Below are 20,558 nucleotides of genomic sequence, written 5' to 3'. Positions count from 1 at the left end.
AGACCCGGCATGTGGGCGGGCGACGCTGACGCGTACGGCGGGAACTCGCGAGGGTAAACCCCGGCTGACACAAATGCAAATGCCTTGTGCTGCCGTTCGCCTTTGCCTTGCGGCGAATCAAGCCGCAGCCGGCGCTCAGAGCGGTGCGCTGGGGCTGGCGGGCGGCGCCACGGCGGGGGCGGGCAACACCGCCGAGGCTTGCGCGGGTGGTCGCGCCGCCAGTGGCGCGCTGCCGCTCGCCGCCGGGCTGCTGCTGGCCGCTGGTGGGGAGGCCGCCGGCAGCGGGGCAGAGGTGGCAGGGAAGATCGCGACCGGCATCGACTCCTGCACCTCTGCGGCTTCGCTCGCCGCCGCTGGCACACTCGCCGCGACCGGTGCACTCTGCGGGCGAGGCGGCGCGGGCACCGCCACCGGCGCGGATGCGGCATCGTCACCGAAGAATGACAACAGGCGTGCGCGCAGGCGGTCGATCAGGCTCTCGCCTTCGGCCTTGGCAAAGCGCTGCGCCGGGTCGATCAGGTGCGCACGCTGGGCGCGCACGAAGAAATCGCCGACCACCGGCAGCGCGCTGTGCGCGCCCTGGCCCCAGTAATCGCTGCGCAGGGTAATGCGCGCATCGTTGAAGCCCGCCCAGGCGCCCGCCACCAGCTGCGGATGCATGAGGATGAACCAGCCATCGGTATTGTCCTGCGTGGTGCCGGTCTTGCCGGCGTAGTCGCCGCGCAGCCCGAAGCGGTAGCGGATGGCGCTGCCGGTGCCGCGGTCGATTACCCCGCGCATGGCGTCGAGCAGGGTATCGGCAGCGCGCGGCGACAGGGCCTCTTGCTCGCTGGCTGGGCGGAATTCTTCGAGCAGCTTGCCGTGACGATCCTCGATGCGCGCCACCATGGCCGGCGCGATGTAGCGGCCACCGTTGGCAATGCTGGCGTAGGCGCTGACCATCTCGTAGAGCGTTACCGGGCTGGTGCCCAGGGCCAGCGAGGGGACTTCCTCCAGCTTGCTCTCGCGCACGCCCATCGCCCGCGCCAGCCGCGCCACGCGCGCCGGCCCGACTTGCTGCATGACTTGCGCGGTGATGCGGTTGCGCGACAGCGCCAGCCCGGCGCTGAGCGTCATCGGCTCCATGCTCGGCGGCGTCGCATCGTTGGGGCGCCAGATTTCACCGCCGCCAAGGGGGATTTCCACCGGCGCGTCGATGAAGGTGTCGTCCGCCTTGGCGCCTTGCTCAAAGGCGGCACCATAGACGAAGGGTTTGAAGGTCGAGCCGGGCTGGCGCCGCGCCTGGCGCACATGGTCGTAGGCGTCGCTGGCAAAGTCGCGACTGCCGACCCAGGCGCGGATCGCGCCGCTGCGCGGGTCGATGGCGAGGAAGCCGAGCTGTTGGCGGATCTTGTTCTCGCGCAGGCGGCGCATGAAGGCCGGATCGCGCAACAGCTGCTTGATCGCCGCTGCCGGGCTCTGGCCGGCGGCGGTGGCCGCTGCGTATTCCGGGCTCTCGCGCAACAGCGCTTCGACGACGCGATTGCCGGCCCGCCACTGGCCCGCCCAGGCGCCTTCGGCAATGGCCTGCAACTGGCGTCCCTGCTGTTCGACCGCATGCACGGCAAAACTCTGCAGGCGCGAGTCGAGCGTGGTGCGCACCACCAGGCCGTCGGTGTAGATGTCATAGTCATTGCGGTCGGCCCACTCGATCAGCCAGTGCTTGAGCTGCTGCGTGAAGTGCGGTGCCGGGCCGGTCTCGGCGCTCTGGCGTTCGAAGTCCAGCTGCAGCGGGCGCTGGGCGAGCGCCCGGTAGCGCGCCGGCGTCAGCTGGCCCTGCTGCGCCATCAGTGCGAGCACAACGTTGCGCCGCGCACGTGCGCGTTCCGGATTGAGCACCGGGTTGTAATAGCTGGTGCCCTTGAGCATGCCGATCAGGGTTGCGCTCTCCAGCTGATCGAGCGAGCGTGCCGGCTTGCCGAAATAGGTGCGTGCCGCCATGTCGATGCCATAGGCATTGTAGAGAAAGGGCACGGTATTGAGGTAGGCCTCGAGGATCTGCTGCTTGGAGTAGAGCGCCTCGATCTTCAGTGCGGTGATCGCCTCCTTGATCTTGCGCGAGATGTTCTGCTCGCGGCCGATCTCCTCGGGGAACAGATTGCGCGCCAGCTGCTGGGTGATGGTCGAGCCGCCCTGGGTATTGCCGCGTGCGGTGGCCAGCGCGGCGCCGGCCATGCGCCAGAAGTCGATGCCGTGGTGCGCGTAGAAGCGCCGGTCTTCGGTGGCGATCAGGGCCTCGATGACGCGTGGCGAGATGTCTTCGAGCTTGATCCAGTCGCGGTTGCCGCGCTTGAAGCTGGCGATGAGCTGGCCGTCGCTGGAGAGTACCTGGGCCGGCGTTTCTTCGTGCGCCTTGCGGATGTCCGAAATACCCGGCGTGAAAGGGATCAGCAGCAACACCCAGAGCAGCAGCAGGGCCGGCGGGACGGCCAGCAGCGCCCACCACTTTTGCCGGCCGGGGCGCTGCAGGAAGCTGCGGGCGCGATCCGCCAGCGGGCGCAAGGAGAAGCGAGGCTCAGACACGCGAGGGCAGGCTGGAGATGAACGGATCGCCATTGAACATGAAAAAGCCCGCCTTGTGGGCTAACGCCGTTCAGTGAAGACATATTCAGTTTTGGGGCGATGAATTTTCGACGCAAAGGACGCAAAGAAAGACAGAAGGTCCACAAAGGAAACCCCAAAATCGTTTTCCTTGTGGACCTTTGCTTTTCCTTTGCGTCCTTTGTGTCAAAAGCCAGCGCATCAACATGCACATAGCCTAACTGAACGGTGTTGCGCCGTGTGGGCGGGCGGTGTCAGGGGCCTGCTGCGCGGCGCACGCAGCAGGCGGCGCTGACCTATAAGGCGGCGCTGAAGATCGCGCAGACTTCCTCGAAATTCGGCTGCACCGGATTGGTCAGGCCGCAGGCGTCCTTCATCGCGTTGCGCGCCAGCACCGGTATGTCTTCGGCCTTGGCACCCAGCTGCGCAACGCCGCCGGGAATACCGACATCGCGCGACAGATTGCGGATCGCCTGCAAGGCCCGCTCGGCCGCCTGGGCGGGCGCCAGAGCGCTGACTTCCTCGCCCATCGCCTGCGCTACATCGCCCAAGCGCGCAGCGGCCACGCGGGCGTTGAAGGCTTGTACGTGCGGCAGCAGGATGGCATTGCAGACACCGTGCGGCAGATCGTAAAAGCCGCCAAGCTGGTGCGCCATCGCATGGACATAACCGAGCGAAGCGTTGTTGAACGCCATGCCGGCGAGAAACTGCGCATAAGCCATCTGTTCGCGCGCCTGCATGTCCTGGCCGTTGTGCACGGCGCTGCGCAGGTAGCGGCTGATCAGGCGCATCGCCTGCAGGGCGCAGGCATCGGTGATCGGCGTGGCGGCAGTCGACACATAGGCTTCGACGGCGTGGGTCAGCGCATCCATGCCGGTGGCGGCAGTCAATGCGGCCGGCATGCCGGCCATCAGCGCGGCGTCGTTGACCGAGAGGATCGGCGTCACATGCTTGTCGACGATGGCCATTTTCACGTGGCGCGTGTCGTCGGTGATGATGCAGAAGCGCGTCATCTCGCTGGCGGTGCCGGCGGTGGTGTTGATGGCGACCAGCGGCAGCTGCGGCTTGGCCGATTTGTCGAGGCCTTCGTAATCGCTGATCTCGCCGCCATTGGTGGCGACCAGGGCAATGCCCTTGGCGCAGTCGTGCGGCGAGCCGCCGCCGAGCGAGATTACGCAGTCGCAGGCCGATTGCTGCAGCAGGGCGAGGCCGGCGCGCACATTGGCGACATTCGGATTGGGTTTGACTTCATCGAAGACGACCGCGCTGACGCCGTGCTCGCCCAGCATTTCCACAATGCGGCCGACCATGCCGGTGCGCACCAGAGGTGCGTCGGTGACGATCAGGGCCTTGCGCCAGCCGTAGGCAGCGATCTGACTGACTGCATCCTGCAGGCAGCCCTGGCCCATGAGGTTGACGCTGGGAATGAAAAACGTATTGCTGCTCATCTCGGGACTCCTTTCACGTGCTGTACTTCCAATCTAGATGCGGCATTGCCGCAAACTTTGATTCAGCGCATGGAGCCTTGCTTTGCCGCCCACGCCCGGGCACGTGGGCGGCCTTGTGTCAGAGATTGGCCTTGTCGTCGGCGGCTTTGCCTGCCTTCTTGAGAGGCGCGCCCAGTACCTCGCGGTACCAGAGCACGACGCGCTCGATGATAGGTTTCTGGAACCAGCTCAGATCGCCGTGGTTGGCGCCTTCCACCAGCACATAGCTGGCCTGGTTGCCACCGGCGATCAGCCCGGCGTAGAGCTGCGCGCTTTGCACTGGCGAGACATGCGTGTCAGCGCTGCCGTGGAAGATCAGGAAGGGCGGCTTCTTGCCCTGCAGATGCCCCATCGAGCTGGCATCCAGTGCCTTCTCAGGTGCCGACTGCACCGAGGCACCGGCAAAGCTGGCGAAGGCTGGGCCGTTGAGTAGCAGGGCTTCGGTGACGGCGGGGGATTCATGCACCTTCTGCAGGCGTTCGGGCAGGCCGGCGCCGATGTTGCGCAGATCCGAGATGCCGTAGAGCGTTACCACCGCTTGCACGGCAGAAGATTTGTCGAGGAAGCTGCCCTTGTCGAAGCGCCGCTCTTCGCCCGTGGTGCCCAGCAGCTGGGCGACGTAGCCGCCGGCCGAATCGCCCAGTGCGCCGATGCGTTGCGGGTCGATGCCGTATTCCTGCGCATGCTCGCGCAGGTAGCGCACGGCGGCCTTGGCGTCTTGCAGCGGTGCCGGGAAGGTGTTGGGCACCGTGCGGTATTCGCAGGCGGCCACCACGAAGCCCGCTTGTGCCAGCGCCATGCGCATCTCGATGTATTTGTCGTGCTCGGCGCTGGTGAAGCCGCCGCCCGGGAAGTACACGATGGCAGGCTTCAGGTCGTTGGTGCGCGGCACCAGCAGGGACATCTGCATCTGGCGTACCGAGCGGGTGCTTTTCCACTGCGCGTAGATCACGCCATTGAGCACATCGACCTGGCCCGTCTCGACCGGCACGCGAATCACCTGTGCGCCCTCGGTGTAGCCCATCAGCGAGCGGGGATCACTGGCCGCCCAACCGGTTTGCAAGGCCGCCATACCCAGGCTGGCCACCAACAGCTTTCGCAACATATGCAAGACTTTCCTCATGAAACCACGACAGTGCGCTGTGTGATGCGGGCGATCCGCTTTGGTTCCCGGCGCAGCTGCAGATCCTCGCACTGTTTGGTGGCGCGGGCTTGGCTTTGCGTCAAGGCGAGCGGCTCACAGATGTTCCTCGGCGTAGCGGCGGGCCGTCGCGTAACCCATCGTGTACAGGCGTTCAAGATTACTGCGCGACCAGTCAAAGACATCGGGGAGGAACTGTTCCGGCACCGATTCCACCAGCGGCACCTTGAACAGCGGTTTGAGCTGCGGGTAGTTGGGCATGTGCACCTGCTCGAACAGTTTGACGTCGTCGCGCGCGATCTCCACCAGCGGGGTGAGGATAGACATCACCCAGGCATCATAAAGATCACGCGGTGCGCGCAGCAGGCGCTCTGCGCCAAGCAGATCGAACACCACGATCTCCTCCAGCTCAGGGTGGTTTTCCATCAGGCCCTTGAAGTTGAGGCAGTCCAGCGCCGCCCCTTCGATGTAGAGGTCCTCGCCGATCTGCGTCGGCGGATAGAGGAAGGGGAAGGACAGCGCCGCCTGCAGGTGCTGCGTATTCAGCGCGTGTTTGTCGAAGTTCTCCATCCGCCGCTGGCTGAGGTTGTAGGCATTGAGATAGAGCGCCGGACTGACGTGGGCGATCTGCGCGAAGTCGATGATCTCCTCGGCAAAGGGCACGTGCGCGCAGAGCCCGGTCGAACTCGGCGTGAGGCTGCTCGGGCACCAGCTGGCCAGCCACAGCGACAAGCCGTCCTTGGCCAGCTGGCTCAGCGGGTCTTGCGCCGGCTGCGCCATCACCCGCTGCAGCAAGGGATTGCCGGCAAGCATCTGGCGATAGACGTCTGCCAGCTCACCGGGCTTGTTGAACACCTTGTAATTGACCGGAAAACGCTCATAGATCGCGTCGGCAATGCCCAGCTCGGTCAGGCCGCGCAGGGTTGCGATGGGCTCGCCATTGCGTGGTGCCAGATACATCAGCCCGAGCAGCGCACCCGCGCCGGACATGCTCACCACATCGAACTCCAGGCCCAGTTCGGCGAAGGCCTCCAGCGCGCCCCCCACCAAGGTTGCGTTGGGCGCACCACCGCTGATCACCAATGCCCTGCGTGCCATGTTCAGTCTCCTGTCTGCGTCGCTCCGGCGGAGCGTGTCGCAGCCAGCCTGACACGCCGCTGTGTGCTTGGCCACTGCCCGCCCGGGCAAGGCCGGTGGCTATTTCTCCGCCGCTTCGCTGCTGACGAAAGATTCCGCCCGGCCCAGCAGCGAGGGAAGGATCTTCTCGCTCCAGCCCGAAGCAATGCACAGGAAGGCATGCGCCGCGTTGGCGATGCTGGGCGTGCTGCTCAGCGCGCCTTTGAGGATGATCTCGGCCTCGAAGGCCAGATGCACCAGGATGCCGGCACCCACGCCGATCAGCAGGCGGCTGACCGCCTCCATGCGCAAGCCGCGCTTGCCCGACTCCGGCTCCAGGCGCAGCGATCGCGTGCGCGTCGTCACCGACAGCAAGGCGCCAAACGCGCCCGCCAGCGCCGCCTGCAACCACGGCGAGATGCCCGTCAGCGCTGGGCAGACGCTGTCCAGCCAGTGGCTGGCGAGACTGGCCAGACCGAGCAGGCACAGCACATAGATGAACCACCAGAAGAAAACCGGGCGACACAGCTGGTCCTTGGCGATGAGGATCTGATCCTCGGCCATCGCCTGCACCTTCTCGCACTCGGCGCGGCTCACGCCGTTGAGCACCATCGCCATCGACTCAGCGATCAGCATGCGGATGCGCCGCGCGCTGTCGCGTGCGCGTGCAACGCTGGCCGTCTGCTGCGCCTCGTTCATGCGCCGGAACCAGGGCAGCCAGCGCAGCAACACGCGCAGCTTGGGGAAGGGCGCCTTGAGCAGCTCGCTCTGCGCATCGAGCAGGAAATTGCTGGCGCAGCTCAGGCGCATGATGTTGGCCTGGATCACGCTCATCCCCTCCTCGCTGGAGAGGCGCTGCGTCCACCACCACTGGATCTCCAGCTTGTCATCGAGATAGACGATGTAGCGGCTGCTCTTGCGGATCAGGATCTCGACCCGCTGCCCCATCCACGGATCGACATCCCCTTCCTGCAGCGACGACAGGCGAACCATCACGATGCGCCGCTTCTCCATGATCTCGGCCGGCTCCGCCTCGATCTTCTTGTCCGGATGCGTATTGCGCCACAACGACAAGGCCACCATGGCCTCGAAAAAATCCTTGTCCGCCGCTTCGCTCATGCGTATTCCCCGCTGGTGTTATGCGACAGGCGCGTGTTGGGCCCCGCAATGTCGATGATCTTGTTATCCGGACTCAGCCTGAACGCTTGTCCTTCGCCGCAAAGTATAAAACTGGGCGAAATAAGGCGCGGGTGGCCAATCGGGCGATGCCTTGGCACGCACTCATTCCGCGTACAGACCGGGGCACGCCACGCAAGGTGCAATTATCGACTCAGTTGATCAACGGGCTCAGGGCTTCAGAGAAGGCTGCTTTGCCGAAGTACCGCTCGGCCTGGTCGCGGCCCTCATCAAGATGCGCGGAATCGCTTTTCAGGCGCGTCACGCTCGCGAAGCCCTCAGCGAATGAGGCTGCATCTGTCGCATCGAACAAGACGACACTGGGGATGAGTTCTTGCAACTCCTGATGCGCAGGGATGCTGCTTAACAGCACGGGATGACCCACCAGAATGGATTCAATCGCGGCGAGATTCTGGGTTTCATTGATGGCTGCGCTGATCAAACCACATGAGCCGGCAATAATGCGCTTTGCCTCAAGCGCAGAAACCTGGCCAAAGTAATGATGCTGGGCGCAGGGGATACTCGGCGGCTTGCCTGTGCCAATGAAATTGAGCTTTATATCCAGGCCGGCGCTGTCGATCAGCTTTAACAGGCCCGCCTGGTTTTTTCTCGGTTCCCAGGCGCCACTGACAGCGAAAAAGTCGGCGAAGGAGTTGCTGCGCTGAATACCGGTCATCGACACCTGATTGCGCAACTGGCGTAACTCGCAATCAGGCATCAGCGTCCGGTATTCCTCGATCTGGAATTTCGAAGGGAATAGCGCACGCTTCAGGCGCGAGAGCCCGTATTGGGTTTCGTCACGACCGTACAGGCGGAAAAAGGCCCGCGACTCATGGATCCAGGCAAGGATCTTGTCCTCGCTCGGTGCCAGTTCAAGCGCTAGCGGGACCATGAGAAAGGTATTGGCAAAGTACAGATCGTATTGGGCCAGATTGGAGTCCGTCGCCTGTACTCCGCACTTTACGAATTCGATACCCAAGGGGCCGTCTTGCTTGGAAAGCAGCGAAACGCGATGCCCCTGCCCGATCAAAGCCTCGGCCAGCCGGAGGAGGGCAATCGGCGCGCCTGAGTAATCGAGTTGATGACTGAGAAGGAGTACGTTCATTATCGCTCAACAAGCTCGTCTGTCTTGATTCGCTGAATTACGACGCCTGACTGATTTAGTCCTTTGGCATTGTGCCTGCATGAATTCCGGCGGGCAATACTGAGCGCCGCATGTTATGGCCTCATTTCATGGGCGTTTGCATTGTGCATTGTCTGCGCGGCGAGTCGGGCATCGTTGCGGATGGAATTGTGTGCAGCGCTTGAAATGGCGGCCTCCCGGCACAAACTTCACCTGTACATGTGCCCCTGCGCACCGCCCGACCGGAGTCTCCATGCTCATCGTCTGCACCCACTGCCAAACCACCAACCGCGTCCCGCCCGACCGTGCCGGCAGCGATCCGGTCTGCGCGCAGTGCAAAACACCGCTGCTCGATGGTCATCCCGTGGAGCTGACGGACAGCAATTTCGAGCGCGTCATCAGCCGCACCGAATTGCCCATCGTCATCGACTTCTGGGCCGCCTGGTGCGGCCCCTGCAAGATGATGGCGCCGCACTTCGAAGCCGCCGCCGCGCGCTTCAAGGGCCGCGCCCTGTTCGCCAAGATCAACAGCGACAACAACCCGCAAGCCGCCGCCCGCTACGCCATCCGCAGCCTGCCGACCTTGCTCCTGCTGCGCGGTGGCCAGGAGATCAAGCGCCAGCCGGGGGCGGTGCAGTCCGCGCAGATTGTGGCTTGGGTGGAGGCGGGGGTTTGAGGGTGGTGGGGTTCGGCGCGTCGCGACAAGCCAGCGGGATCGCCACGAGAACCTGGCTTACGCGTTATTGCAGCCTTGGGACCCCGTTGTGTATCGCTCTCAGTGGGCTTTGTTTAGCGAAAGGGGCACGCCCCTCTCGCTCGAACGACACTGTTTCGCGCTCCCCAGGTATCACTTCATAGGCGATAGCAGTTTGACATTGCGGACCAGGTTTCGGACGCCGTGAGCATGATCTTCCTTGAAGACGTTCTCGCCACACCACTTGGCAAGCGATTCGGCACTGACTTTCAGAACGCGGGGGCGAACACTCCAGGAGACTTGCAGGGGCGACCCCTTTTCATTGTATGCAGGCCCCGTTGTTGAGCCCGCATACTGGATCGGTTTTCCCGTGGCTTTGGGAATATGGAGGGCCTGATAAAAGCCATTGACTTGGCCAACCGCTGCCAGTTTGTTGAAGTCGACGGCCTTGGGGTTATTGACCAGAACCAGGACTTGCGCCTCCACCCTGAGCTGTGGATTGCTGTCCGCCTCACTGAGGCAGGAGTTCAGCGTCGGGCCTGGCGTGACCATGGCTGAACTATGTACGTAGTGAAGCTCAATGGTGTCTCCTGCTTGCAAACCCCCGTGCTCGCTTTTGCAGACCTCCTCGGCGAGGGGCTTGGATTCTGCGGCACTGAGTTTTCCGTTGTAGCGATAACCCGTATGGGAGCCATGGCCATCGCCGTATCCTGCAAACGTGGTGAAGTCGCCGCCTTTGTGCTCTGCGTTCGTATGGAAATGAATATTGCACAGGTTCATATTCTGGTATGCCGGTGCGGGCGAGAAATATCGCTTGTTTTCCCCCTTCTTTTTCGCCAGATCACGTGGTGACTGCGGCCCGAAACCCTTGTCAGCGGTATTCCGTTCTAACGCCAGCTCCTGAGCTGCTATCGCGGCGGCGGCCGAGTCAGGCGACTCGGTGCTGGATTGGGCGGTTCCGGTGAAGGCCGACAGTAGCACAAGGAAGCTTAGGCTTTTTTTCATGAGATTCTCCTGTTGAACGGCGCGCGATCAATTTCGCGACCATCACGCTGTTAGTCAATGCGTCGACGGATAGCAAAAACCTTGTATTGCGCAGATTAATGTAGGTCCAGAAAGCGGGGCTTGCTACCCTAAAGTAGCCCCTAATCGCTCCGCTATTCATGCGTACATAGAGACCCGTATCTGTTCGCCGGACTATAGGGTTCAATAGCCGAATGGCATTGCACCGAATTCCCGCAGCAGTTTGATGGGGCGCCAGCGTTCTGGGGTGTCCGTATCACCGGGCGGAAGATTGGTCTCAAGAGTCGAGTGATCCGGCATCACCACCCATGCGACGATCTCGAAGGCGCGCGCAGCGCGCACCTGTCGGACCACGTCACGCAGCAAGGCGACATGCCGCACCAGCAGATCGCGTGAGCGTTCAAGATAATTCACCGTGAAGAAAAAAATGCCAACGGGCAGGAAGTAGCGACGACGTGGGTCACCAGCAAGCCAAACGGATATCGGCTGTATGCCAACGGTGAATCGCTCGGCCCTCAGGGATACACGCATGAAGAATCTCCGGCGACAGAGGTTTGAGCGAATGCCTATTGTCGCCCGGCCTTGCGTAGAGTGGGTTCGCTCTTGCTGTGCCGATAAATCATCGCGAACTACGTACTAAAGGGCATAACTCGCCTAATCTGACCCAAGTCGCAGGCCGCTCCACGCCAGCAGCATAGAATCCCCAGCATCCAGCCAAGGTTTGCTGAAAGGGGAGAAGGGTAGATGAGCAGTGCTGCGGATGCGCCGCATCAGGCCGAGCCTCAGGCCGCCGCGTCCTCCTTCTCCTGGGACGCCTTGCTCAAGTGGAGCGCCTTCCTCATCACCATCGGCGGCCTGGCCCTGCACGTGGCCGGCTCCCGCTATCACGAAGCACGCATCGCCGCCTGGGGGCTGGAAGCCGATCTCTTTCCCAAGCCTGTTGAGTGGGTCTTGATGACGGGGTACGACGTCATCGTCGGCGCCATCATAAGCATATACCTCTACCTCAAAACCAACTGGTGGATGTTGGCGCTTTGGGGAATCGTCGGTTTCGTTGCCGTGATGCTCGTGTTGCACAACAAAGAAGATGTGCCCAAGCGCATATTGCGCACCTGGCTGAAGCGTTTGCCACGTTGGTTGCTGACGTTTGGCTTCGGCTCCTCTTATGTCTCGCTCATTTGCGTATTTGTTCTGTATAGCCCCTTGCTGTTTGCTGCTTTGCTGTACCTGCCCGCGCAACTAGGTAAAGAGGCAGGGGACAAGACCGGTAATACCGAAGTTACGCAGTACAGCAAAGGCTGCGAAATCAGCGCGCTCAAACAGCGTTGCATTGTCTTCCGGCGCGATGGACAGCCTGAGTTGAAAGGTTTTTTGATCGAGAGTTCGGACAGTCAGCTGGCGATTTATTTGCCGGAGCAGAAACAGGTACAAGTGATGAGGCGAGATAGTATGGGGTTGGTAATTTTAAGTTACTCAGACGACACGGAGTGAGTGAATGCAAGGTATGCCAGATGATGCTGAGCCGATCTACGTAAATCGTGTTGCGAGATCGTGGGGATAAAGTCTATTTGATGTGCGGAGATAGGTTGTGCATAGGTAGAGATTGTATTGCTGCGATCAAGAACAATAGTCATGATTTTCATCTTGAATAGTAGAGTGGCGATGAGTTATTCGAGTTTTAAATGAGATGGTTTTGTCGGGCGCTTCGTTAATGAAAGTGTGCGCCTTAGTGATGGGGGCTTCTTGGTTTGTTGTCGTGGTGACACCCGTGGTTAATTTAAATTGTGAATTGGATTTCATATGAACAGTCTAATTAAATCAATAAAATCTGGGCAGTGTATGCTATTGCTTGGAGCTGGTACATCGTTTGGGTCGAAAGACTTTCACGGGCGAGACGTTCTTTCTGGGGAGGGCTTGGCTAAGCTGCTATGCGAAGAAGTTGATGTCGTCTATGAAGAGGGCTGTCTTTCTAAAGTATATGCAATTGCTAAACATCAGATGGGGCCTAGGCTGATTTCTCTGCTGGAAGATAGGTTTATGAGTTTGATGCCGTCTGCAGAGCTGGAAAGCTTGGCTAAACATGTTTGGCCGCGTGTTTATTCCCTGAATATAGATGATGCCGCAGATATTGCTTTTTCTAGAAACTCAAAACAGAAGGTTGTGGTTAGGCATGGGAAAGATTCTTGGGCTGATTTGGATGGTCTGTATGGGCGCCTTGATTTAATTAAGCTGAATGGTTGTATCTCTAGATCCAAGGGGAGTCTTATATTCTCTCCGTCAGAATACGCCTCGGCGGCTAGCAATCCTCCTGAGTGGTATAAGCAGTTGGGTAGGGATTATCTTAATAACGTATTTGTTTTTATTGGAACGAGACTGAATGAGCCGTTGTTTTTCCAGCAGATCGAATACTATAAAAGCTGTTGGCCGGATGGAAGAGGTTTGCCTGGAAGGTCGTATGTGATCCTTCCTGAGATTAGTGATTTGGATCGAAAAATGCTCATGTCGGCAAATATTGAGTACATCAAAGGCTCTTTAAAGGACTTCATTTCGATTGTGGATTCGGCTGTTTCAAATAGTAGAAGACCTATTGATGTCGCTGTGCTGAAAAACCCCGAATTGGCGATATTGAGCGAAGGCGGAGATGTTGATGAAGATTTTTCAAAAGTTATAAAAATATCCGCATCAAGGAAGGTTGATGCGGATAAGTCTCTTGGAAAGACAAGAGAGTTTTACATGGGGTTTAAGCCTTCTTGGGATGAGATCTTTGAGGATGTTCCCGCGAGGCTTGATTTTTATGAAATATTAGAAGATAAGCTTGTGGATGGGAATAGACTGTATGTCGTGACAGGGCCCGCTGGGTCCGGGAAAAGCACTGCTTTAATGTGCGCAGCGGCTGCGCTGGCGAGGAAAAATGATCGCTCTGTTTATTATTTACAGCAGCCGGTTTCTAGGTTGGATTTTATTGTAAAAAAACTAGAAGAAGTTAATGATGGGCCGTATTATCTTTTTATAGACAGGGCTTCAAGTGTAATCGACGGAATTGTTAGTGTTTTGCGTGACATGGGGTTGAGTAAGGTTGTGTTTGTTTGCGGGGAAAGGTTGAATGTTTGGCGTCAAAGATCCGAGTGGATCTTAGGGGGGCATTCGCCTGTTCAGCTGAAGCTGACGGAGATTGGGGTGGCAGACGCAGAAAAAATACTAGCTAAGCTGGAGAAGTATGGCCCATGGTCGCGAGTTGCAAAACTAAGACCGCTTGATCGAAAGAGTCAGCTGCTTGAGAAGTCTAAGCGTCAATTGCTTATCGGTTTGATGGAGCTTACAACAGGCTATGGGTTTGAAAAAATTATTGCTGATGATTTTTTAAAGCTAGATTCCGATGACGCAAGGGTCTTTGTCGTTCTGGTTGGGCTAGCGACAATTCATGGTCTAGGCATTTCAAAGGATTTGTGTCTGGCAGCATTGTCAGGTGCTGAGGTAAGGACGCATATCAATGAACTTATAGCGGCTACGTATGGAATTGTGCATTTTGCGGACGGTAGTTATCGTGCCAGACACCCGGTTTATGTCGACAAGCTATTTGACGGTCACGCTGCCCTGGAATTGAAAGAACGTGCTATTCGGGGTTTGTTGTTGGCGTTTTCCAGGAATGAGAAGCCGATTTCTAAAAACATGTCTAGAAATCATGTTATGTTGTTTAAGTATGCTATTAATCATAATTTCTTAAATAATTTTTTTAATGGCAGGAAAGGTCCTATGGTTAGAATATATGAGGATTTTGAGAAATATTTCGAGATGGATGGTTTGTATTACTTGCAGTATGGGCTGGCTCTCCGGGATGTCGGCGAGCATGATAATGCGTTAAGTAAGCTGCACTCTGCTTCTGTTGCGTGGTCGATGAAGCAAACTGAGCACGCTTATGCGCAGCAGCTTTTGATTTGTGCGCTGAGAGGCTCACGTGATTATGCCTATAAAAATCTAGAAATTGCAAAGGAGGTTTTGCTCAAGTTAGATGCCAGACATTCTGAGGAAGATACAGACTACCCTATCGTCACCCTGGCGGAGTATCACGTTAGAATTGTCAGGGAATTCGAGGGTGTTGATGAGCTAAAGGATACGGCTAATCTGTATATGAGGGAGCTGTCCGCTAGGCAGAATCGCGGACGTCTTAATGCACGAATTGAAGAAGCAAAGCGCGATATTTTGAAAATAGCTTTTTCTCAAGGTGATAGTGTCCGCGCGAAAAAAAAATAAATACCACGTACGGTGGGGGCGCAAGCCCCGCCGGATGTTTCCCCCGTGCGTGACCGCCCGCCTTGTTCAGGGTGGCGAAGTTTGCACTCCGCTCTGTGGCGGTAGGTGGGCAGGCGGAGCCTGAGTTGCTGGAACTCCGTCCGCGCCTAGCAGGCATCAAATGCCGAGGTTTGCGGCGAAGTTTTCTAGCGTATTGGCTTGTGCGCGACTGGCGTTCCGCATCTCGTCGTCGATGCGGCTGTTGTTTGCAGCGATGTAAGCCCAGGCCTGGGCGATGGGCCGCATGCTTTGCCAAATCGCCAGTGCTGGCGGGCTGCGGTAGTGCAAGCCGGGGGGGGGGTTGTTCATTTCGCCTGAGGCGCGCGGGGCGAAGTGCATGGGCAGCATATCGTAGGCGGGGGCGAGTTGTAGTGGGCCGTCGGCGGCGGGCAGGAAGCTGAGGTTGCCGCGATGCATGTCGCTGTTGGCGATCATTAGGCCAAAAGCGTAGAGCTGTTCGATCTGGCACTGAGTGGCGGCGCTGAGGCGGCCTTGCGCGCAGAGGCTGGCGCTGATTACCGGCCAGGGCTGATCGGCGTGGCCGACGAAGGCGTCGTCGAGCGCGGCGAGCGAGACCATGGCGCGGCGGCCCAGGCGCGTGGGAGCGTCAGGTGTCTGCCCGTGCGCCAGGTTGCGCGGCAGGCGGTCAAAGCGTTCGAGCTGCAGAAAAGTTTGCCCGCCGGCTTCGATAAGCTCGCTGTGGCTGGCGGGTAGCCCGGCGGTGCGCAGGCTTTGCAGGGCGAGGTGCTCGGCGACAAGCAGGCTGGCCCAGCGGCGGCTGATCGGCTTGTGGCGAATCTGTTCAGACTGCCAGTTGTGGCGAATGCGTCATGTCGCCACGCCCTGCCAGCAATCCGGCGATGGAAATGTCTTCGTCTAGAGCATCCCAATGCAAGCCGCTGGGGCTCCGCTCAACAGCTGCGAGCTGGTCTGGTGTGGCGCGCAGCAGGCGCGGAAACCAGGCGAGCGGTACGCCGAGCACGCGCCCGTCAGCAAGTTCGACCCACATGCGGACTTCATCGAAGCGAATAGCGAGGGCGGTCTGTGTCATTTCGCCAGGGTTTTGTCAGGCTTGCGGGCGATATCGACGATCTTCCCGTCCTGCATCACGTAGCAGGGGGTGTTGGTGGCTTCAGCGATTTCAAGTGCGCGCTGCGCTGCGCGCTTGATGGCTTCGATGGAGCCGAGCAAATCCGGATCGGTGGGTAGCGGTTTGTTCGTGTTCATCGTTCACTCCAGTCAATCGGCCGTGGTACTTTTTCTTGATTGTCGTAGAGCATCCAGTCATCGACAAGGTTTTTATACGTGTCGTGGAAGTTGCGCAAACCTGCATTAAAACGTCTGCGGATAACTTCTTCAGGGATGTTGTGTCCGCCTTGTGATACCCGCGTGGCGACACGTGATATCGCCATTTCAACATCCGGCAGACTCAGGAAAAACAGCTTCACCTCGTAGCCCAGCGCTTGCCATTGTGGAATCTGCCGCGCGTAGCTGAGGCCGGAAAGTGTGGTTTCAAAGGCGAAGCTTTGGCCTGCTTGCAGTTTCTCGCCCATCTCGGCCAGCATGATGCGGCCAGCCTTGACCGCAACAGCCTCGGGAGCGAAAGGCGACAGCCCTGCGGCGATCAGGTCTGCGTTGATGAATATCGGGCAGTGCGCTTCTTGCGGCAGAAACTCGCGCGCAAATGTGGTTTTGCCAGCCCCGTTGGGGCCGGCAATGATCACGATTTTGCGGCCGGTTTCAGTCATAGATGAGCTGGCTTGCCCTCTCCCCCAGCCCCGCTCCGCGTCCCACGGTTGGCATTGCACTGCCAACCGGCTGCGCAAGCGAGTTGCATGCAACTCGAAATCCTTGCTGCGCCCCGCGAGCGGGAGAGGGGAGTGGCGGTGCTTAGCGGCTGATTGGCTTGTAACGAATCCGCTTCGGCTTAGCCGCTTCTTCACCCAGGCGCTTCTTCTTGTCCTCTTCGTACTCCGCGTAGTTGCCGGCGAAGAAGGTCCATTGCGAGTCGCCTTCGGCGGCGAGGATGTGGGTGGCGATGCGGTCGAGGAACCAGCGGTCGTGGGAGGTGACGAGGACGCAGCCGGAGAATTCCAGCAGGGCGTCTTCGAGCGCACGCAGGGTTTCGACGTCGAGGTCGTTTGAGGGCTCATCGAGCAGCAGGACGTTGCCGCCTTCGACCAGGGTTTTGGCCAGATGCAGGCGGCCGCGTTCGCCGCCGGAGAGCTTGCCGACGATCTTGGCCTGGTCGCCGCCCTTGAAGTTGAAGCGGCCGATGTAGGCGCGGCTGGGCATCTCGAACTTGCCGACGGTGAGGATGTCGGCGCCGCCGGCGACGGCGTCGAAGACGGTCTTGCTGTCGTCGAGGCCTTCGCGGGTCTGGTTGACGGCGGCGATCTTGACGGTGGGCCCAAGGACGATTTCGCCCGTGTCCGGTTTTTCGAGGCCCTGAATCATGCGGAACAGGGTCGATTTACCGGCGCCGTTGGGGCCGATCACGCCGACGATGGCGCCGGGCGGGATGATGAAGTCGAGCTTGTCGATCAGCAGGCGGTCGCCAAAGGCTTTAGAGACGCCGTTGAATTCGATGACCTTGTCGCCGAGACGCTCGCCCGGCGGGATGAAGATTTCGTGCGTCTCGTTGCGCTTCTGGTATTCGACGCTGGCCATTTCTTCGTAGCGCGCCAGACGTGCCTTGCTCTTGGACTGGCGAGCCTTGGCACCCTGGCGAACCCATTCGAGTTCCTGCTTCATGGCCTTGCGGTGGGCGTTTTCGCTCTTCTCTTCCTGCGCCAGGCGGGCTTCCTTCTGCTCCAGCCAGCTTGAGTAGTTGCCCTTCCAGGGGATGCCTTCGCCACGGTCGAGTTCGAGAATCCACTCGGCGGCGTTGTCGAGGAAGTAGCGGTCATGGGTGACGGCGACCACGGTGCCGGGGAAGCGCACCAGGAACTGCTCCAGCCATTCGACCGACTCGGCGTCGAGGTGGTTGGTCGGTTCGTCGAGCAGCAGCATGTCGGGCTTGGAGAGCAGCAGCTTGCACAGCGCGACGCGGCGCTTTTCACCGCCGGAGAGCGGGCCGATCTTGGCGTCCCAGGGCGGGATGCGCAGCGCGTCGGCGGCGATCTCGAGCTGGGTTTCGAGGTCGGCGCCGCTGGCCGAGATGATGTTCTCGTACTTGGCTTGCAGTTCAGCGAGCTTGTCGAAGTCGGCATCGGGCTCGGCGTAGGCGGCGTACACCTCTTCGAGCTTGGTCTTGGCTTCCATGACTTCGCCGAGTGCGGATTCGACTTCTTCGCGCACGGTCTTGTTCGGGTCGAGCTCGGGCTCCTGTGGCAGGTAGCCGATGCTCATGTTCGGCTGCCATTGCACTTCGCCGTCGTATTCCTTGTCGGCGCCGGCCATGATGCGCAGCACGGTGGACTTGCCCGAGCCGTTGAGGCCGAGCAGGCCGATCTTGGCGCCGGGGAAGAAGGAGAGGGAGATGTCCTTGATGATCTGACGCTTGGGCGGAACGATCTTGTTCACGCGAAGCATTGACATTACATATTGAGCCATGTGTCTTTTTGCGGACTCCCCAGAACCGCTTCCGGCGTTGTTGCGCCTCCTCGCTGTACCGTTCGTACTATCTTCGTCGGCGACGCCTAGCCGGAAGCGGTTCTGGGAAGTCCTGATCCGTTGTAAATGGGAAAGACGTAAGGATACCCGCCCGGACGCCACTCGGGGCGTCGGGCGGGCACTGCCGTGGGAAGCAGAGGGGTGCGGCGCAGCGTTCGCTGCGCGGCGAAGACTTACTGGACGATGAAACTGGTAAAGAAGACGTCGGTGATGCCGTCTTTGGGCTTGAGTTTGAGCACGGCGTTGAGGCGGTCGATGATGGCGTCGACCAGTTTGTCCTTGCCATTGGGCGCGCGCAGCTCGCTGACCGTGAATTTGCTGATGGTCTGGTAAATGTGGTGCGTCACCTTGGGCTTGTAGGTGTCCACTTCGTGCTGCGCTTCGGGCGAGCCGGTTTGCAGCACCATGGTGACTTGCAGCACACCGCCGCCTGTAGGGGTATCGGGGCCGTAGGGGCCGATATTGGCGGTGAAGGTCATCGGCGCGGGACCGCCGCCGCCTTCGCCCTTGCCGCTGGCGTATGCAGGCAGCGTACTGCACAGCAGACCGAGAGCCAGCAGGGGGGCGGCCAGGCGGGTGAGCAATGCCGACGCGTGTTTGGTGTTCATCTATCTTTCTCCGGGGCGTGTGGCCTGCCACCTATGCAGCTGCCTTATTCCTGCTAACGGTCTTGGCGCGGAGTTCTTGAGCGTGATCAAGCGTTCTGTCGCAAGTTCATGGCTGGACGCGGCCGGTGACGGCTGGCAGAGTGGGGCCCTGTCTGACTTTGAGGTGTGTGACGATGCAATCACGTAGCGGATCTGTGGCGCTGATCCTGGTCGGGGTGCTGTTCTTGCTGCACAACCTCGACATCCTGAGTTTTCGCCTGATCGGTGCGCTGCTGCGCACCTGGTGGCCGGTGATCCTGATCGCCGTCGGTGTGGCGGGGCTGATGGGGCGCAAGAAGTAGGGCCGCGGGTGGTGCTGCGGGCCGATCTGCCGCTTGCTGGCGCTTGGCTGGTTCAGCGGGCGGCGGGCTTCAAAAAGACGCCGGCGGTCGATTTGGACGGACAGCCGGCGCAAGCTTGGTGCAATTGACGGGTTTCAGCCCCAGGAGCGGGCGCCGAAAACGTACTGTACTTTCTCGGCGTGTGGGGCGCTGGCGGGGGCGGCTTGCGTCGCCGGGCTGGGGCTGACCAGGGGCTGGGCGATCCAGCCGAGCCGTTCGCGGATTTCCAGCGCCAGGCTGACCAGTGATTCGTCATCACTCTCTTCCGCACTATCAAGCACTTGGCTGGCGTAGGGGCGTTCGGCGAAAAATTTCTGGGTATTGACCGAAAAGCCGCGGTCCTGACGCAGACGAATCTTCAGACGCGCGACCAGTTGTATCAGTTGATTGTCCATCGACTTTTCTCCTGCTTGTTTGCGGTGCACAAGCAATGCGCGTGCCGTAGTTCTGTCCTGCGACATGCCGAGTGTGACAAATGGCGCAGCACGGCAGGCTGGCGGCGAATACGGCACAATGGCGGGCTTCGAATCTGATGGAATCCGCGCGCATGGACAGCACGCCCCAATCTTTCCCTCTGCCGCAAGACGCGCTGCTCGAACTGGCGCCGCGTGACGTGCAGCAGCAAGCTGCGCGGCTGGTGCAGGAATCGTTCGCCACGGCCTTCCGCCTCGGTGCCGAGGGCACGGCCAGCAGCGAGGCACGCCAGCAGGCGCTGGCCAAGCTGGCCGCCCACCTTGGCAGCTGGGCCGCGATGGCGACCCGCGAGGGCACGGCACTGCGCAAGGCGCTGCTGCTCAGCGGCCTCGATCAGTGGGGCCTGGCCTTCAGCCAGACTTTCGGCAATCTCAGCCTGGGCGGCATCAGCGAGCTGGTCGGTTACCTGCGTGACGAGATCGACGTTGAGGAAGAGGCGCACTGCCAGGCCTTCTTTGAACGCGTGCAGGAGGAAGAAGCCGCCGCCTTCGACTTCAAGGTGCTGTTGCGCCGCGAACTGCACCTGGCGCTGTGGCATGCCATGGTGGCGGCCGATGTGCGCGAGGAGGCCGATGAGATCCTGCAGCAGCTCGGCGGCATGATGCTGGCCCTGCTCGGCCAGATGCCGGTGCACGGCTGGCGGCTGATCGCCGATGCGCTGGCCTCGATCCAGATGCGCTGCCTCTCGCAAGGCATCGCCGTCGAAGGCATGGCGCTGGAGACCACGCAATCGCTGTTCGCTTCACTCGCTGCCGCGCTGCCGGAAGATCTGCGCACGCGCATCCTCAGCCAGTCTTCCGAAGCCGTGCGCGCCTGGCAACAGGCACGCCGCGCAACGGCCAACTAGGCGC

General features: G+C 60.2%; 20 protein-coding genes. 5 read left to right on the top strand and 15 right to left on the bottom strand.

Annotated features, from left to right (window positions below; genetic code table 11):
- Positions 1-135: 135 nt before the first annotated feature.
- The 6 genes from ABDB84_RS17980 to ABDB84_RS17955 form a co-directional block, all read right to left on the bottom strand.
- The gene (locus tag ABDB84_RS17980) at positions 136-2,562 is read right to left on the bottom strand and encodes a penicillin-binding protein 1A (RefSeq protein WP_345921156.1); all 2,427 of its coding nucleotides are present in this window, start codon (positions 2,560-2,562) and stop codon (positions 136-138) included.
- A 314-nt stretch (positions 2,563-2,876) separates the two neighbouring features.
- Positions 2,877-4,028, bottom strand: a complete 1,152-nt coding sequence (gene yiaY, locus ABDB84_RS17975) for an L-threonine dehydrogenase (RefSeq protein WP_345921155.1) — start codon at positions 4,026-4,028, stop codon at positions 2,877-2,879.
- 118 nt (positions 4,029-4,146) lie between these two features.
- Entirely contained in the window at positions 4,147-5,172 is a 1,026-nt protein-coding gene (locus ABDB84_RS17970) for an alpha/beta hydrolase fold domain-containing protein (RefSeq protein ID WP_345921177.1), read from the bottom strand.
- Positions 5,173-5,304: 132 nt separating this feature from the next.
- On the bottom strand, positions 5,305-6,306 hold the full coding sequence (locus tag ABDB84_RS17965; protein ID WP_345921154.1) for a patatin-like phospholipase family protein: 1,002 nt from the start codon (positions 6,304-6,306) through the stop codon (positions 5,305-5,307).
- A 99-nt stretch (positions 6,307-6,405) separates the two neighbouring features.
- Positions 6,406-7,443 (bottom strand): hypothetical protein, encoded by a 1,038-nt coding sequence (locus tag ABDB84_RS17960; protein ID WP_345921153.1) that lies wholly within the window; start codon positions 7,441-7,443, stop codon positions 6,406-6,408.
- A 211-nt stretch (positions 7,444-7,654) separates the two neighbouring features.
- Complete coding sequence (locus ABDB84_RS17955; RefSeq protein WP_345921152.1) at positions 7,655-8,605, bottom strand: glycosyltransferase family protein; 951 nt, start codon at positions 8,603-8,605, stop codon at positions 7,655-7,657.
- 271 nt (positions 8,606-8,876) lie between these two features.
- On the opposite strand from ABDB84_RS17955, the gene trxC reads away from it, so the two are divergent.
- On the top strand, positions 8,877-9,299 hold the full coding sequence (gene trxC / locus ABDB84_RS17950) for a thioredoxin TrxC (RefSeq protein ID WP_345921151.1): 423 nt from the start codon (positions 8,877-8,879) through the stop codon (positions 9,297-9,299).
- Between the two features lie 171 nt (positions 9,300-9,470).
- On the opposite strand, the gene ABDB84_RS17945 is transcribed toward trxC, so the two are convergent.
- Positions 9,471-10,322, bottom strand: coding sequence for a delta-class carbonic anhydrase (locus tag ABDB84_RS17945; RefSeq protein ID WP_345921150.1), 852 nt, complete (start codon positions 10,320-10,322; stop codon positions 9,471-9,473).
- Between the two features lie 201 nt (positions 10,323-10,523).
- Positions 10,524-10,871 (bottom strand): hypothetical protein, encoded by a 348-nt coding sequence (locus tag ABDB84_RS17940; RefSeq protein ID WP_345921149.1) that lies wholly within the window; start codon positions 10,869-10,871, stop codon positions 10,524-10,526.
- 213 nt (positions 10,872-11,084) lie between these two features.
- On the opposite strand from ABDB84_RS17940, the gene ABDB84_RS17935 reads away from it, so the two are divergent.
- Positions 11,085-11,831, top strand: a complete 747-nt coding sequence (locus tag ABDB84_RS17935) for a hypothetical protein (RefSeq protein WP_345921148.1) — start codon at positions 11,085-11,087, stop codon at positions 11,829-11,831.
- Between the two features lie 309 nt (positions 11,832-12,140).
- Entirely contained in the window at positions 12,141-14,591 is a 2,451-nt protein-coding gene (locus tag ABDB84_RS17930; protein ID WP_345921147.1) for a P-loop NTPase, read from the top strand.
- 156 nt (positions 14,592-14,747) lie between these two features.
- Here ABDB84_RS17930 and ABDB84_RS17925 read toward each other — a convergent pair whose 3' ends face one another.
- The 6 genes from ABDB84_RS17925 to ABDB84_RS17900 all read right to left on the bottom strand — a co-directional run bounded on the left by ABDB84_RS17925 (position 14,748) and on the right by ABDB84_RS17900 (position 18,853).
- Positions 14,748-15,413, bottom strand: coding sequence for a HipA domain-containing protein (locus ABDB84_RS17925; protein ID WP_345921176.1), 666 nt, complete (start codon positions 15,411-15,413; stop codon positions 14,748-14,750).
- Positions 15,414-15,432: 19 nt separating this feature from the next.
- Positions 15,433-15,681: a DUF2442 domain-containing protein gene (locus ABDB84_RS17920; RefSeq protein ID WP_345921146.1), complete on the bottom strand. Its 249-nt coding sequence runs from the start codon at positions 15,679-15,681 to the stop codon at positions 15,433-15,435.
- Positions 15,678-15,857, bottom strand: coding sequence for a hypothetical protein (locus ABDB84_RS17915; RefSeq protein ID WP_345921145.1), 180 nt, complete (start codon positions 15,855-15,857; stop codon positions 15,678-15,680). Before ABDB84_RS17915 ends, ABDB84_RS17920 begins: the two co-directional genes overlap by 4 nt.
- A complete protein-coding gene (locus ABDB84_RS17910) occupies positions 15,854-16,378 on the bottom strand; it encodes an ATPase (RefSeq protein WP_345921144.1) in 525 nt (174 codons plus the stop codon). The genes ABDB84_RS17915 and ABDB84_RS17910 overlap by 4 nt, the downstream gene beginning before the upstream one ends.
- Before the next feature lie 142 nt (positions 16,379-16,520).
- A complete protein-coding gene (gene ettA / locus ABDB84_RS17905) occupies positions 16,521-18,185 on the bottom strand; it encodes an energy-dependent translational throttle protein EttA (protein WP_345921143.1) in 1,665 nt (554 codons plus the stop codon).
- 233 nt (positions 18,186-18,418) lie between these two features.
- The gene (locus ABDB84_RS17900) at positions 18,419-18,853 is read right to left on the bottom strand and encodes a flagellar basal body-associated FliL family protein (RefSeq protein ID WP_345921142.1); all 435 of its coding nucleotides are present in this window, start codon (positions 18,851-18,853) and stop codon (positions 18,419-18,421) included.
- A 173-nt stretch (positions 18,854-19,026) separates the two neighbouring features.
- Here ABDB84_RS17900 and ABDB84_RS17895 point away from each other — a divergent pair, with 173 nt between their 5' ends.
- Complete coding sequence (locus ABDB84_RS17895; protein ID WP_345921141.1) at positions 19,027-19,194, top strand: LiaI-LiaF-like domain-containing protein; 168 nt, start codon at positions 19,027-19,029, stop codon at positions 19,192-19,194.
- 134 nt (positions 19,195-19,328) lie between these two features.
- Here the strand turns inward: ABDB84_RS17895 and ABDB84_RS17890 are convergent, their stop codons facing one another.
- Positions 19,329-19,628 carry a hypothetical protein gene (locus tag ABDB84_RS17890; RefSeq protein WP_345921140.1) on the bottom strand — a complete coding sequence of 100 codons (300 nt, stop codon included), beginning with the start codon at positions 19,626-19,628 and terminating at the stop codon, positions 19,329-19,331.
- Between the two features lie 152 nt (positions 19,629-19,780).
- On the opposite strand from ABDB84_RS17890, the gene ABDB84_RS17885 reads away from it, so the two are divergent.
- Positions 19,781-20,554 carry a hypothetical protein gene (locus ABDB84_RS17885; protein WP_345921139.1) on the top strand — a complete coding sequence of 258 codons (774 nt, stop codon included), beginning with the start codon at positions 19,781-19,783 and terminating at the stop codon, positions 20,552-20,554.
- Positions 20,555-20,558: the final 4 nt, after the last annotated feature.

The organism is Uliginosibacterium sediminicola (genome assembly GCF_039631295.1).
Lineage (GTDB): Bacteria > Pseudomonadota > Gammaproteobacteria > Burkholderiales > Rhodocyclaceae > Viridibacterium > Viridibacterium sediminicola.
The sequence above is the reverse complement of the archived record's forward strand: the minus strand, read 5'-3'. Positions and strand labels throughout refer to the sequence as shown.